The 14890-nt window shown below is 70.1% G+C and carries 14 protein-coding genes; all 14 read left to right on the top strand.

Annotated features, from left to right (window positions below):
- The first annotated feature begins 23 nt into the window (after positions 1-23).
- A complete protein-coding gene (locus AC4NN1_RS06760; protein WP_018187239.1) occupies positions 24-794 on the top strand; it encodes an ABC transporter ATP-binding protein in 771 nt (256 codons plus the stop codon).
- Positions 776-2362 carry a hypothetical protein gene (locus AC4NN1_RS06755; RefSeq protein ID WP_491954879.1) on the top strand — a complete coding sequence of 529 codons (1587 nt, stop codon included), beginning with the start codon at positions 776-778 and terminating at the stop codon, positions 2360-2362. Before AC4NN1_RS06760 ends, AC4NN1_RS06755 begins: the two co-directional genes overlap by 19 nt.
- Positions 2359-3345, top strand: a complete 987-nt coding sequence (locus tag AC4NN1_RS06750; protein ID WP_491954878.1) for an NAD-dependent epimerase/dehydratase family protein — start codon at positions 2359-2361, stop codon at positions 3343-3345. Before AC4NN1_RS06755 ends, AC4NN1_RS06750 begins: the two co-directional genes overlap by 4 nt.
- 208 nt (positions 3346-3553) lie before the next feature.
- Complete coding sequence (gene argC, locus AC4NN1_RS06745) at positions 3554-4603, top strand: N-acetyl-gamma-glutamyl-phosphate reductase (RefSeq protein ID WP_018187242.1); 1050 nt, start codon at positions 3554-3556, stop codon at positions 4601-4603.
- A complete protein-coding gene (gene argJ / locus AC4NN1_RS06740) occupies positions 4600-5757 on the top strand; it encodes a bifunctional glutamate N-acetyltransferase/amino-acid acetyltransferase ArgJ (protein ID WP_116228430.1) in 1158 nt (385 codons plus the stop codon). Before argC ends, argJ begins: the two co-directional genes overlap by 4 nt.
- Positions 5754-6653, top strand: coding sequence for an acetylglutamate kinase (argB, locus tag AC4NN1_RS06735; RefSeq protein WP_018187244.1), 900 nt, complete (start codon positions 5754-5756; stop codon positions 6651-6653). Before argJ ends, argB begins: the two co-directional genes overlap by 4 nt.
- Entirely contained in the window at positions 6650-7894 is a 1245-nt protein-coding gene (locus tag AC4NN1_RS06730) for an acetylornithine transaminase (protein ID WP_491954877.1), read from the top strand. Before argB ends, AC4NN1_RS06730 begins: the two co-directional genes overlap by 4 nt.
- Positions 7891-8814, top strand: a complete 924-nt coding sequence (gene argF / locus AC4NN1_RS06725) for an ornithine carbamoyltransferase (RefSeq protein WP_491954876.1) — start codon at positions 7891-7893, stop codon at positions 8812-8814. The genes AC4NN1_RS06730 and argF overlap by 4 nt, the downstream gene beginning before the upstream one ends.
- Complete coding sequence (locus AC4NN1_RS06720) at positions 8793-9917, top strand: DUF418 domain-containing protein (protein WP_491954875.1); 1125 nt, start codon at positions 8793-8795, stop codon at positions 9915-9917. Before argF ends, AC4NN1_RS06720 begins: the two co-directional genes overlap by 22 nt.
- The gene (gene argH / locus AC4NN1_RS06715) at positions 9914-11344 is read left to right on the top strand and encodes an argininosuccinate lyase (RefSeq protein WP_311859534.1); all 1431 of its coding nucleotides are present in this window, start codon (positions 9914-9916) and stop codon (positions 11342-11344) included. The genes AC4NN1_RS06720 and argH overlap by 4 nt, the downstream gene beginning before the upstream one ends.
- Positions 11345-11423: 79 nt before the next feature.
- Positions 11424-12065, top strand: a complete 642-nt coding sequence (locus tag AC4NN1_RS06710) for a SatD family protein (protein ID WP_116228435.1) — start codon at positions 11424-11426, stop codon at positions 12063-12065.
- Positions 12062-12757, top strand: coding sequence for a hypothetical protein (locus tag AC4NN1_RS06705; RefSeq protein WP_116228436.1), 696 nt, complete (start codon positions 12062-12064; stop codon positions 12755-12757). Before AC4NN1_RS06710 ends, AC4NN1_RS06705 begins: the two co-directional genes overlap by 4 nt.
- A gap of 39 nt (positions 12758-12796) precedes the next feature.
- Complete coding sequence (locus AC4NN1_RS06700) at positions 12797-13147, top strand: VOC family protein (RefSeq protein WP_231370949.1); 351 nt, start codon at positions 12797-12799, stop codon at positions 13145-13147.
- 32 nt (positions 13148-13179) lie between these two features.
- Positions 13180-14493: a tyrosine--tRNA ligase gene (gene tyrS / locus AC4NN1_RS06695; RefSeq protein WP_116228437.1), complete on the top strand. Its 1314-nt coding sequence runs from the start codon at positions 13180-13182 to the stop codon at positions 14491-14493.
- The last annotated feature ends 397 nt before the right edge of the window (positions 14494-14890 follow it).

Below are 14890 nucleotides of genomic sequence, written 5' to 3'. Positions count from 1 at the left end.
CGCCCGTTCGCTAGGCTCGCCGCGTGAGCGAGCAACAGAGCGTCCCCGCCCTCCATCTCTCCGGCCTGGTGAAGCAGTTCGGGTCGACTCCGGCGGTCGCCGGCATCGATCTGGTCGTACCGTCCGGCTCGTTCTACGGCCTCGTGGGCCCGAACGGGGCGGGCAAGACCACCACGTTGTCGATGGCGACGGGGCTTTTGCGTCCGGATGCGGGCGGCGCCTGGGTGCACGGGATCGACGTGTGGCGCGACCCGGTCGCTGCCAAGCGCGTGATCGGCAACCTCTCCGACGGCATTCGGCTCTTCGACCGTCTCACCGGGGAGCAGCTCATCACCTACACGGCGATGATGTTCGGGCTTCCGCGCCCGGAGATCGCGCCCCGTGTCTCCGACCTCCTCGACCTCATGGATCTGCGCCCCGCGGCCGGGACGATCGTCGCTGACTACTCGGCCGGTATGACCAAGAAGGTCGCCCTCGCGTGCGCACTGGTGCACGCACCACGACTGCTCGTCCTCGACGAACCGTTCGAATCCGTCGACCCCGTCTCGGCCGCCAACATCGAAGACGTGCTGCGCGGGTACACGGCGTCGGGCGGATCGGTGATCGTCTCGAGCCACTCGATGGACCTCGTCCAGCGCATGTGCGACCACGTCGCGGTCATCGCGGCCGGACGGGTCCTCGCCGCGGGTACGGTCGACGAGGTCCGCGCGGGGCAGACCCTGCAGGACCGTTTCGTCGAGCTCGTCGGCGGCCGTCACACGAGTGAGGGGCCGCAGTGGTTGCGACAGTCCTGAAGCTCCGGTACCGGGCGCTCTTCAACACGCTCGCCCGACGGCCCTGGCAGCTCGTCGGGTTCATCTTCGGCGCCTTGTGGGGTCTCGGGATCCTGGCCTCCGTGACGGCGGGCATCATCTCGCTCAGCATCTTCGGCTCCCTCGACGCCGCGGCCGGCGTCAGCATCCTCGGGGGGAGCGCACTGATCCTCGGATGGGTCGTCGCCCCCATCGTCGCGACCGGCATGGACACTTCGATCGATGCGCGTCGCCTGGCCCCCTTCCCGTTCACGCGACGACAGACGATGCTCGCGCTCGCCGGTACGGGGATCACCGGCATCCCGGGCGTCGTCACGACGCTCGTCGCCCTGATCTCCGTCATCCTGTGGCTGCGCTGGCCGCTGGCGGCGCTCGCGGGCATCCCCGCCGCGCTCATCGGGGTCGCGATCTGCGTCGTCGCCTCGCGACTCGTGGGAGAGCTCTCCGGCGGCATGGGCGGGAATCGGCGCGGTCGGGAGCTCATCGGGACGATCGTGCTCGTGGTCATCATGCTCTCGGGCCCGCTCATCACCGGCATCCTCGCCCTTCTCGACGGGGGGACGGGGTCGTTGGGCGATCGCTTCGGCGCCGCCGCCGCCGTGCTGCCCTGGACGCCGCTCGGCGCCGCCTGGGGTGTGGCGCCGGCGCTCGCCGCGGGCGAGGGAGTGCTCGCCCTCGCTCGGGTGGCTATCGCACTCGCGACCCTCGCCGTCCTCGGGTGGGCCTGGTCCCGCGCCGTCGACCGGTCGACATCCGCCCCGCCGCGGCAGTCGAGCCGGCAGGTGGCCGCCGGCAAGCTCGGTCTGTTCGGCGTCATGCCCACCGGCGGTGTCGGTGCGACGTGGGCCCGTTCGCTCAACGCGTGGCTCCGCGACCCGCGGTACCTCCGGCAGTTGCTCGTGGTCCCGATCTTCCCGATCCTGTTCGCCTTCATCGGCGGCGTCGACGGATTCGGGTTCGCGGCGTCCCCGGTCCTCGTGGCCTTCATGCTCGCGATCGGTGGATACGCCGACATCTCCTACGACGGCACGGCGTACGCGACGGTCCTCGCGACGGGCATCCGCGGCCGAGACGACCGTCTTGGACGTCTCCTCGGCGCGGCGAGCCTCGGCATCCCTCTCGTCGTCATCGTCTCGATCGTGAGCTGCGTCCTCAGTGGGGATGCCGGGCGTCTTGCACTCGTGCTCGGCGCATCCCTGGGGGTCCTCCTGGTCGGATACGGGGTGGCGGCGGTGACGTCGGCGATGATCATCGCGCCCGTCGCGGCGCCGGGGGACAGTCCGTTCAAGAGCGTCCCCGGCCAGACCTTCGTCAGCGGACTCCTCGTCTTCGTCGTGTGGGCGGTGATCGGCGTGCTGTCGCTCCCCGTCCTCGTCATCGCGGTCACCGGCATGGTCCAAGGCCCGGCGGGTTGGGGTCTCGCGACCCTCGCGGTCGGCCTCATCGTCGGATGCGGTGCCGCCGTCCTCGGTGTCTTCCTGGGTGGGCGGACCTTCGACCGGTCCGGACCCGAGCTCTTCGACCGCATCCGGTCCCTCCCGACGACATGAGCGACCGCGTCCTCGTCCTCGGCGGCACAGGATGGGTGGGCCGGCGGGTCGCGGCGGCCTGGCTCGACCGCGGCGCCCGCGTGACGGTCAGCGGTCGCGGCGGTAGGACGGCACCGGAGGGTGCCGAGCTCGTCGTGCTCGACCACGCCGAACCGGACGCGTATCGCACGTTCGCCGGAACCGACTGGGATGAGATCGTCGATGTCTCCTCCGTCCCGGCGCACGTCGCCCACGCGGCATCCGCGCTCGGTGACCGTGCCGCGCACGCGACGTACATCTCCAGCGTGTCCGTCTATACCGACGCGAGCACCCCGGGCGCCGACGAGGACGCGGGCCTGGTGGAGCCTCTCGGCGAGGACGACCCGGACGACTACGCCCGCGCCAAGGTCGCCGGCGAGCAGGCTGCCGTTGGGCTCGGCGCCCGCGTGGCGATCGTCCGTCCGGGGCTCATCGTGGGCCCCGGAGACCCGACGGATCGGTTCGGCTACTGGCCGGCGCGGTTCGCCGCCGCCGGGGCGGAGCCCGTCCTCGTCCCCGAGGCCGCCGAGCTGCGCGCGCAGGTGATCGACGTGGACGACCTGGTCTCGTTCGTCGTGGCATCGGGGGCGCGCGGGTTCGACGGTGTCGTCGATGCGGTCGGTCACTCGCACCCCCTCGCGGACGTCCTCACCGTCGCGCGGGAGACCGCCGGCCACACCGGCGAGATGCACGCCGCGCCGACCGACTGGCTCGAGCGTCACGGCGTCGCCTTCTGGTCCGGGCCCCGGTCGTTCCCGTTGTGGCTCCCGGCCGACGTACCCGGGTTCGCCGCGCGGAGCGGTGCCGCCTATCGGGCGGCGGGCGGCGGCATCCGTCCCCTCTCCGAGACGGTCGACCGCGTCCTCGCGGACGAGCGCGCACGCGGTGTCGCCCGTTCCCGCGCAGCGGGTCTCGAACGCGCCGAGGAGCTCGCTCTCATCGATGCGCTCCCGCCTGGGCGCTGAGCTCGATTTGCGACGACGGATGCCGCGGCGCTACCGTCGCGGTATGTCCTCGCCCGCGACCCTCACCGTCTCGACGGTGGTCCGCGCGCGTCGACGTCTGGGCGACCGCCGACGCTAGGCGACCCCTCCCGCTCTCCGCGCACGGCGGATCGAGCCGCAGGTGTCGCCGTCTTCGGCCCCGCTCACTCCAGACAATAAGGTTGAATCCATGACCTTCTCGGTCGCCGTCTCCGGCGCTTCCGGCTATGCGGGTGGAGAGATCCTCCGCCTCCTCGCGTCGCATCCCGACGTCGAGATCCGCACCGTCACGGCGCACTCCAACGCCGGACAGCCCCTCATCGACCACCAGCCGCACCTCCGGTCGCTCGCGCACCTGACGCTGCAGGACACGACCCCCGACATCCTCGCCGGTCACGACGTCGTCTTCCTCGCCCTGCCGCACGGTCAGTCCGCGCAGTACACCGACATGCTCGAGGGCGTTCCTCTCGTCATCGATGCCGGGGCGGACCACCGGCTCACCGACCCCGCCGCGTGGGACGCGTTCTACGGGGGTGCGTTCTCCGAGCCGTGGGCTTACGGGGTCCCCGAACTCCCCACCGGAACCGCGAAGCAGCGCGACGCCCTCGTCGGCGCGCGGCGCATCGCGGCGCCCGGGTGCAACGCCTCCACCGTCTCCCTGAGCCTCGCCCCCGGTGTCGCCGCCGGCGTCATCGACCCGGGCGACATCGTGACGGTGCTCGCCGTCGGACCCTCGGGGGCGGGCAAGAGCCTCAAGACGAACCTCCTCGCGTCCGAGATCCTCGGCACCGCCAACCCGTACGCGGTCGGCGGCACGCACCGGCACATCCCCGAGATCCGGCAGGCGCTCGCCGCCGCCGCTCCGGCCGAGACGGACATCCGCATCTCGTTCACGCCGGTCCTCGTCCCCATGGCCCGCGGCATCCTCGCCACCTCGACGGCCCCCATCGCGCCCGGTGTCACCGATGCGCAGATCCGGGGCGCGTGGGAATCGGCGTACGCCGACGAGTCGTTCGTGCACCTGCTGCCCGAGGGGTCGTTCCCGCGGACGGCCGACGTGCTGGGCGCCAACACGGCGCTCCTCGGACTCGCGATCGACCGGGCCGCCGGACGCGTCGTCGTCGTCGCCGCCGTGGACAACCTCGTGAAGGGCACCGCCGGTGCCGCGATCCAATCGATGAACATCGCCCTCGGTCTCACCGAGTCGACGGGCCTGAGCGTGAACGGGGTGGCACCGTGAGCGTCACGGCAGCACAGGGATTCGAGGCGGCCGGCGTCGCCGCAGGCCTCAAGTCGACGGGCGCGAACGACGTCGCCGTCGTCGTGAACCGCGGGCCCAAGAAGGTCGGTGCGGCCGTCTTCACGACCAACCGCGCCAAGGCCAACCCGATCCTGTGGTCGCAGCAGGTCATCGGGGACGGCGTGGTCGAGGCGATCGTCCTCAACTCCGGGGGAGCGAACTGCTTCACCGGGACCTTCGGATTCCAGACGACGCACCAGACCGCCGAGAAGGCCGCCGAGCTCCTCGGGATCGGCGCAGGTGACGTGCTCGTCTGCTCGACCGGTCTCATCGGCACCGGTGACGAGGTCTTCCGCGGCAAGGTCCTCGACGGTGTCGCGAAGGGGGTCGCCGCCCTCTCCGCCGACGGGGGAGACGCGGCATCCCTCGCCATCATGACCACCGATTCCCGTCCCAAGCGCGCCGTCGTCTCGCAGGACGGCTGGACGATCGGCGGCATGGCCAAGGGCGCCGGCATGCTCGCCCCGGGCCTGGCGACGATGCTCGTCGTCATCACGACCGACGCCGACCTGGATGCCGCGGCCGCAGACGCCGCGCTCCGCGAGGCCACGCGGGTCAGCTTCGACCGGCTCGACTCCGACGGGTGCATGTCGACGAACGACCAGGTGACGCTCCTCGCGAGCGGAGCCAGCGGCATCCGTCCCGAGCCGGCCGCGTTCGCGCTGGCCCTCACCGAGCTCTGCCTCGACCTCGCCGCGCAGCTGCAGGGGGATGCCGAGGGTGCGAGCCACGACATCACGATCGAGGTCGTCGGCGCCGAGAACGAACAGGATGCCGTCACGGTCGGCCGCTCGATCGCGCGCAACAATCTCTTCAAGGCCGCCATCTTCGGCAACGACCCCAACTGGGGGCGCGTGCTGGCGGCGATCGGGACGACGGATGCCGCCTTCGACCCCTACGACGTCGACGTGTCGTTCAACGGGGTCCGAGTCTGCACGGCCGGCGGTCCCGACCGCCCCCGCGAGGAGGTCGACCTGACTCCGCGCGCGACGCACATCCTCGTCGACCTGCGGGTCGGCCGGGCCGCGGCGACGATCCTCACCAACGACCTCACGCACGACTACGTCCACGAGAACAGCGCCTACTCGTCATGACCGATATCCAGCAGACCACGCCCGAAGAGGCCGCCGGCAAGGCCGCGGTCCTCGTCGAATCCCTGCCCTGGCTCCAGCGCTTCCGCGATCAGATCGTCGTCATCAAGTACGGCGGCAACGCGATGGTCAGCGAGGAGTTGCAGGCCGCCTTCGCCGAGGACATCGCGTACCTCCACCACGTCGGGGTGAAGCCCGTGGTCGTGCACGGCGGTGGACCGCAGATCTCAACCATGCTCGACCGCCTCGCCATCCCCAGCGAGTTCAAGGGCGGCTACCGCGTCACGAGCACCGAGGCGATCGGGGTCGTCCGCATGGTCCTCGCGGGGCAGATCAACCCGCAGCTCGTGTCGCGCATCAACGCGCACGGATCGTTCGCGACCGGGATGTCGGGGGAGGACGCCGGACTCTTCCGGGGCCGCCGTCGCGGTGTCGTCGTCGACGGAGCCGAGCACGACCTCGGGCACGTGGGCGACGTCGTCGGCGTCGACCCGACGGCGATCCTCGACCACCTCGCCGCTGATCGGGTGCCGGTCGTCTCGTCGATCGCGCCGGACGTCGATCAGCCCGGCAGCTCCCTGAACGTCAACGCGGATGCCGCGGCTGCGGCGCTCGCCGTCGCTCTCGGCGCGGTCAAGCTCGTCATCCTCACCGACGTCGCCGGCCTCTACGCCGACTGGCCCAACCGCGACTCGCTGGTCTCGCACCTGACGGCGACGGAGCTGCGCGCCCTGGTGCCGAGCCTAGAGTCGGGGATGATCCCCAAGATGCAGGCCTGCCTCGACGCGGTCGACGGCGGCGTCGACCGTGCGGCGATCATCGACGGGCGCCAGCCGCATTCGGTGCTCGTCGAACTCTTCACACAACGCGGAATCGGAACAGAGGTGGTGGCGGGATGACCGTGCAGACGACGTTGGGCTGGAAGGACGACGCGTCGCGCGACCTCGTCCTCAACTCGGGTGACCGGTTCGCTCTGCTCGTGCGCGGCGAAGGTGCGCACCTGTGGGACGACGAGGGCACCCGCTACCTCGACTTCCTGGGCGGCATCGCAGTGATCTCCCTCGGCCACGCCCACCCCGTCTTCGTGCAGGCCGTCGCCGACCAGGCGGCGACTCTGGGGCACGTCTCGAACTATTTCGCCACTCCGCCCCAGCTCGGCCTGGCGGCACGGCTGAAGCGCCTCGCCGGCACGGGGGACTCCGGCCGGGTCTTCTTCGGCAACTCCGGTGCCGAGGCCAACGAGGCGGCCTTCAAGCTCGCGCGGCTGCACGGCGGCACCGACCGCCCCCGCATCCTCGCGCTGAAGAACGCCTTCCACGGCCGCACCATGGGGACGCTCGCCCTGACCGGCAAGCCCGCCATGCAGCAGCCCTTCGAGCCCATGGTCCCGGGAGTCGAGTTCCTCGACTCGACGATCGAGGCTCTCGAGGAGGCCATCGACGACCGCGTCGCGGCGCTGTTCGTCGAGCCGATCAAGGGCGAGGCGGGGGTGCTCGAGCTGCCCGAGGGTTACCTCGTCGCCGCGCGGGAGATCACCCGTCGTCACGGCGCGCTGCTGATCATCGACGAGATCCAGACCGGCGCCGGGCGCACCGGAGCGTGGTTCGCTTTCCAGCACGCCGGCATCACCCCGGATGCCATCACGGTCGCCAAGGGCATCGGCAACGGCATCCCGATCGGCGCGCTCATCACCTTCGGTGCCGCGAGCGACCTCTACTACCCCGGCACCCATGGATCCACGTTCGGCGGCAATCCGCTCGCGACCGCCGTGGCGTCCGCGGTCCTCGACGAGATCGAGAACGCCGGCCTCGTCGATGCGGCGACCGAGCGCGGCCGCCAGGTCCGCGACGCGGTCGGCGCGATCGGCTCCCCTCTGGTGGAGGGATGCCGCGGCCAGGGGCTGCTGATCGGTGTCGCGCTCCGGCATCCCGTCGCCGGAGCCGTCGTCGCCGCTGCCCAGCAGCACGGCCTGATCGTCAACGCCGCCAACGACTCGACGATCCGTCTCGCTCCGGCGCTCACCATCGGAGACGTCGAGATCGACGAGTTCCAGACGCTGTTCGCCCGCGCCCTCGCCACGGTCGAGGACGCCCTCATGCTCGACGATACGACCCACGACACCCCGGAGGCTTCCGCATGACCCGCCACCTTCTGCGCGACGACGACCTGACCCCCGCCGAGCAGGCCGAGATCCTCGACCTCGCCGTCGAGCTGAAGGCCGACCGCTGGAAGGAGAAGCCGCTCGCAGGCCCGCAGACCGTCGCCGTCATCTTCGACAAGTCGTCGACGCGCACGCGGGTGTCCTTCGCCGTCGGTATCGCAGACCTCGGCGGCTCGCCGCTCATCATCTCGACCGCGAACAGCCAGCTCGGCGGCAAGGAGACCCCCTCCGACACCGCCCGGGTGCTGGAGCGCCAGGTCGCCGCGATCGTCTGGCGCACCTACGCGCAGGCCGGGCTCGAGGAGATGGCGAAGGACACGCGCGTCCCCGTGGTCAACGCGCTGAGCGACGACTTCCACCCCTGCCAGCTGCTCGCCGACCTGCTCACGATCCGCGAACACAAGGGCGAGCTGAAGGGTCTCACTCTCGCCTTCTTCGGGGACGGGCTCTCCAACATGGCCCACTCCTACGCGCTGGCGGGTGTCACCGCGGGGATGCACGTGCGCATCGCCTCGCCCGAGGACTATGCACCCCGCGCGGACGTCGTCGCCGACGCCGACCGCCGCGCCGCTGAGACCGGCGGCTCGTTGACGCTCTACACCGACCCGAACGAGGCAGCCGCCGGTGCGGACGTCATCGTGACCGACACGTGGGTGTCGATGGGGAAGGAAGAGGAGAAGACCGCGCGCCTGCGGGACCTGGGCTCCTACAAGGTGACGCAGGAGACGATGGCGCTCGCTCAGGACGACGCCGTCTTCATCCACTGCCTTCCCGCAGACCGCGGATACGAAGTGGACGCGGACGTGATCGACGGACCGCAGAGCGTCGTCTGGGACGAGGCCGAGAACCGCCTGCACGCGCAGAAGGCGCTGCTGGTGTGGCTGTTGCGGCAGCAGTGAGGGATGCCTGGCGGAGCTGGAACGGCCCCGCCAGGCTCCACGGCATCGACCTCGCCCGGGCGCTCGCCGTGTTCGGCATGCTCGCGGCGCATCTCCTGACGATCGAGCAAGACGTCGTGCTGTCCGACCCGTCGACGTGGATCGATCTCGTCAACGGGCGATCCTCGATCCTCTTCGCCGTCCTCGCGGGTGTCTCGATCGCGCTGATGACGGGTGGACGGATGCCGCACCGCGGCGGACTGTTGAGGGTCGACCGACGTCGACTCGCCGTCCGTGCGGGCGCCGTGTGGGCGGTGGGTCTGCTGCTCACGCAGACGGGCGTCCCGATCTACGTCATCCTGCAGGCGTACGGGATCCTGTTCCTCCTCGCCGTTCCGCTGCTCGCCCTCTCCGCTCGCGCGCTCTGGGCGATCGCGGCATCCGTTGCCCTGGCCGTGCCGTGGGTGCTGCCGCTCATCGACGGTCTGCCGGTCTGGGGGTCCGACGCGGGCCGAACGCTCTTCTTCCTCACGGGGTGGGCCTACCCGTTCCCCCTCTGGATCGCCTTCGTGGTCGCCGGGATGGCGTTGGGGCGATCGGATCTCGGGAGCGCATCGATCCAGGTGACGATCCTGGCCTCGGGGGTGGCGGCGGTGGTCGTCGGGGGAGGCCTCTCGACCGTCGTCGGGGCCGGCGGCGTCGCGTCGGGCTCTTACGAGGAAGCGGTCTTCTCCGCCGAGGCCCACAGCGGCGGCCTCGTGGAGGTCATCGCGTCAGGCGGCTTTGCGGTCGCGGTGATCGGCGCGTGTCTGCTGCTCTGCCGGACGCCGGTGACCTGGCTCGTGGCGCCGCTGCGTGCCGTCGGATCGATGCCTTTGACGGCGTACGTCGGTCAGGTCCTCGCGTGGGCGCTCGTCGCTCTCGCCGTCTTCGGGGACACCACCGACCTCCGGGCGTTCCGTGACCTCGGTCTCTTCTGGTGGTTCTGCCTGGGCGCCGTGCTCCTCTGCTCCGCGTGGGCGGCGACCCTCGGCCAGGGCCCGCTCGAGCGGGCGCTCGCGTCGCTGTCGCGCCGGCTGGTGCCTCGGGAGGAGGCATCCGGCGCCGATAGGGTGGTCTCGTGAGCGAGAGCAAGAGCGAGGCGACGAATCAGGGTGCACTGTGGGGCGGGCGGTTCGCGACGGGCCCCTCTCCGGAGCTCGTCGCGCTGAGCCGTTCCACGCACTTCGACTGGTCGCTCGCCGAATACGATCTCGCCGGTTCGCACGCGCACGCGCGTGCACTCGCGTCCGCCGGATACCTCACGCCGGACGAGGAGGCTCGGATGCACGCGGGCCTCGACGCCCTGCGCGATGCCGTGCGCTCGGGCGACCTCGTCGCCGCCGAATCGGATGAGGACGTGCACGGCGCCCTCGAGGCGGCTCTGATCCGGGAGGTGGGCCCCGAACTCGGGGGCAAGCTCCGCGCAGGTCGCAGCCGCAACGACCAGATCGCCACGCTCGTGCGTCTGTATCTCCTCGATCACTCGCGGGTCATCGCGCGGGACCTGCTGAGGGTCATCGACGCGATCGTCGCGCAGGCCGAGGCGAACCCCACCGCGATCATGCCCGGACGCACGCATCTCCAGCACGCTCAGCCCGTCCTCCTCGCCCATCACCTGCAGGCGCACGCCTGGCCTCTCGTCCGCGACCTCGAGCGTCTTCGCGACTGGACCGCGCGGGCATCCGTCTCGCCGTACGGCGGGGGAGCGCTCGCGGGCGCGACGTTCGGTCTCGATGCGCAGGCGGTGGCGCAGGATCTGGGACTGGCTCGTCCGGCCGAGAACTCGATGGACGGCACGTCCGCACGCGACGTGGTCGCCGAGTTCGCCTTCGTGACCGCGATGATCGGGGTCGACATCTCGCGTTTCGCCGAGGACATCATCATCTGGAACACGCGGGAGTTCTCCTTCGTGCGTCTGGACGACGGCTTCTCGACGGGCTCGAGCATCATGCCGCAGAAGAAGAACCCCGACATCGCCGAACTCGCGCGAGGCAAGTCGGGTCGTCTCATCGGCAACCTCACGGGACTCCTCGCGACCCTGAAAGCTCTTCCGCTCGCGTACAACCGCGATCTGCAGGAGGACAAGGAGCCCGTCTTCGACTCGGTGACGACTCTCGAGGTCCTGCTCCCGGCGTTCGCGGGCATGATCGCGACGCTGCGGTTCCACACCGACCGCATGGTGGCCTCCGCGCCGGAGGGGTTCTCCCTCGCCACCGACGTGGCGGACTGGCTCGTCAAGCGGGGCGTTCCGTTCCGAGACGCCCACGAGATCTCAGGGGCACTGGTCCAGGCGTGCGAGCAGCGGGGGATCGGACTCGAGGAGGCGGATGACGCGCTCCTGACAGAGGTGTCGCCGCATCTCGATCCCGCAGTCCGTGACGTCCTGACCGTCGAGGGCTCGGTCGCGAGTCGCGACGGCGCGGGGGGAACCGCGCCCGTCCGGGTCGCCGAGCAGCGGGCGGATCTCGTCGCGCGGGCTCAGGAGCTCGCTCGGAGTCTGCAACTCTGACCCGATTGTTCTTATGCCTCGTCTCAAATAAGCAAAAAGCTTATTGATGCCGAGTCATAACCGACGTAGTCTGCGGGGCATGACTTCTCGCGTCGCGGTGATCGCCGACATCGTCGGATCCCGTACCCTCGCCGACCGTGCCGGCGCGCAGCGAGCGATCATCGATACGTCGCGCCAGGTGCACGACGATCATCCCGTGGGCGAGTCCCCTCTCGCGCCGACGGTCGGCGACGAGTTCCAGGCGGTGTTCCCCGGACTCGCCGCCGCGTTGACGTCGCTGTTGCTGATCCAGCTGCATCTGCCGGAGGGCATCGGACTGCGATTCGGGCTGGGTGTCGGCGCCGTCGATCCCGTCGGCGGCGACATCACGGACGGGCCCGGCTGGTGGGCGGCCCGGGCGGCCATCGACGATGCGCATCGGCTGCAAGACCGCGCCGTGCCGCACGCGCGCACGCGTGTTGCGGCAGCACAGGGGGAGGATGCCGCCATGGTCGAACGCATGGCACTCGCCAACGCCTACCTCCTCGCGAGGGACGAACTCGTCGCGTCGATGAGCGAGCGCGCTCGCCGCCTCACCTACGGCCGGTGCCTCGGTCGCACCCAGCGCGAGTTGGCGGATGCCGAGGGCATCACGCAGCCTGCCGTGTCTCAGGCTCTGGCGAGTGCGGGTTCGGCCGCTCTCGTCGCGGGCTTCGCCGACCTGCGCGAGGACCTCGCATGATCGGCGCCGGGATCGTCCTCCTGGGCGTGGGTCTGGCGGATCTCATCCGACTCCACGCGCCGGCTCGCGGACGCGCAGCGTTCTTCGTCGTCGCCGTGCTCGCCGTGCTGATCGTGGCGTCGGGAGCGGATGCCGGTGTATGGGCTTTCGTCGCTGCCGGGACCGCCGCGATGTGGATCCTCGCCACTCCGGGCTCCGCCGGCGGCCGTACGGGGCTGTGGCCGCTCGTCGCGGTGGCACTCGTGACACTCGGCGCGGTCGCGTTCCAAGGGGTGCGCGAAGATCAGGGGCCTCTCGGCGAACTGTGGCCTGTCGCGTCACCGCTCGGCGCCGTGAGCCTCGACGTCGGCGTGTTCGTGCTCGGCGCGCTCGTCTTCCTGACCGAGTCCGGCAACGTCGTCGTCCGGGCCGCCCTCCGGGGCGGGGAGGTCGCCCCCGATGCGCCCACCGCGCTCAAGGGCGGGCGTCTGATCGGTCCGCTCGAGCGCGTCCTCGTGTTCGCGCTGACGGTCACCGGCGCGTTCACGCTCCTGGCCGCCGTGCTCGCGGCGAAGGGGATCGTGCGCTTCCCCGAGATCTCACGAGACACCGACCTCGGCACGCGAGCGGAGTACTTCCTCATCGGCAGTCTCGTCAGCTGGGTCACTGCCCTGGGCGCAGCGTTCCTCCTGTGGTGGGGCACCGCCGCCTGACCCCTTGCCGCGGATGCCGGGGTCTGCTTGCCTCTGGTCATGGCGAAAATGGAACACTTCGAGATCCCGGTCGACGACATGCCGAGGGCGCAGGCCTTCTACAAGGACGTGCTCGGTTTCGACTACACCCCCTGGGGTGACGACATGGGGACGATCACGCAGCCCGACGGCGAGGGGACGAACGGCGACCTGCACGTGCGGGGCGTGCTGCCGCATCCCACCGTCGTCTTCACGGTCGACCGCATCGAAGACACCGTCGCGCTCGCGGTCGCCGCGGGCGGGGAGCAGATGGGCGAGATCCAGCCCCTCGATGAGCGTTCGCGGTGGGTGTACCTGCGGGACTCCGAGGGCAACATCATCGGCCTGTACGACGAGGTGTCGCCGGACTGATCGGCCGGAGCCCCGCTGATAGCCTGGAGGGCGTGTCTGAATCCGTATCGAGTGCCGAACTGACGGCTCTCGCGCCCGTCAACGACCCGTCCTTCGCGAATGTGTGGGACGAGATCGTCTGGCGTGGTCTCGTGCACGTGTCGACCGACGAAGCGTCGCTTCGCGAACTCCTCTCCGGAGCGCCGATCACGTACTACTGCGGCTTCGACCCGACCGCGCCCAGCCTGCACCTCGGCAACCTCGTGCAGCTGCTCCTGTTGCGGCGTCTGCAGCTCGCTGGACACAAACCGCTCGGGCTCGTGGGCGGGTCCACCGGTCTCATCGGCGATCCGCGGCCCACGGCGGAGCGGACGCTCAACACGCGCGAGACCGTCACCGAGTGGGTCGAGCGTCTGCGCGGCCAGGTCGAACGGTTCCTGAGCTTCGAGGGCGACAACGCCGCGCGACTGGTCAACAACCTCGACTGGACCGCTCCGATGAGCGCGATCGACTTCCTCCGCGAGGTCGGCAAGCACTACCGGGTCGGCACGATGTTGAAGAAGGATGCCGTCGCCGCACGACTCAACTCGGATGCGGGCATCAGCTACACCGAGTTCAGCTACCAGATCCTCCAGGGGATGGATTACCTCGAGTTGTACCGGCAGTACGGCTGCGTCCTGCAGACCGGCGGCAGCGACCAGTGGGGCAACCTGACGAGCGGTACGGATCTCATCCACCGCGTCGAGGGGACGTCCGTGCACGCCATCGGCACGCCGCTGATCACCAACAGCGACGGGACGAAGTTCGGCAAGAGCGAGGGCAACGCGGTATGGCTGGATGCCGACATGTGCAGCCCGTACCGGATGTACCAGTTCTGGCTCAACACGGATGATGCCGACGTCATCGCTCGCCTGAAGGTGTTCACGTTCCTGACGCGCGCCGACATCGAGGAGTACGAGCGCCTTGTCGCCGACGAACCCTTCCGGCGCGCGGCCCAGCGTCGTCTCGCGATGGAGGTGACGACGACGGTGCACGGGGTGGATGCCGCGACTGCGGTCGCCGCCGCGTCAGATGCGCTCTTCGGGCAGGGGGACCTCACCTCCCTCGACGCGCCCACGCTCCGCTCCGCGCTCGAGGAATTGCCGCACGTGGCGACGGCCGGCGAGATCCCGGTCGTGCAGGCGCTTCTGGACACCGGTCTGGTCTCCAGTGCGAGTGAGGCGCGACGCGCGATCTCGCAGGGCGGTGTCTCCGTCGACGGTGTGAAGGTCGTCGACGAGGCACAGGTCATCACGGGCTCGCTGCCCGGTGGTGTCTCCGTCCTTAGGCGCGGCAAGAAGACGATGGCCGGCGTGTTCGTCTCCTGACGACCGATGTCTCCCGAGGCCGCCCACCCCGACGAGGGAGGGCGGCCTCTCGCGTTCGCCCGGAAACACAGGCGACACGCCCGGGATGCGGGCCAGATTTGCCCGACTCCGGAGCGCCGCGTAACTTATTACTTGTTCGCCCCACAGGGAAGAGCGAGAGACTGAAAGGCCTCCCAGCCCCCTCAAGCGGAGAACCAAATCCATCCCAAACCTCTCCTAGAGAGAACAGGACCTCATGGTCTAGGATGGGTACTCCACCTCGAAGCCCCGTGGTGATGAGCCCGACATGATCTTCTGATCGTTTCGTGCCGTCTCGTTCGGGAGTCGAGCGAAGAGTGTGACGTTGCCTCACTACGAAGCCCTGCGGGGTGGTGTGGGAGCATCCGATCCTTGAGAA

The sequence above is a fragment of the Microbacterium sp. MDV22-iso44 genome, assembly GCF_058629135.1.
The sequence above is the reverse complement of the archived record's forward strand: the minus strand, read 5'-3'. Positions and strand labels throughout refer to the sequence as shown.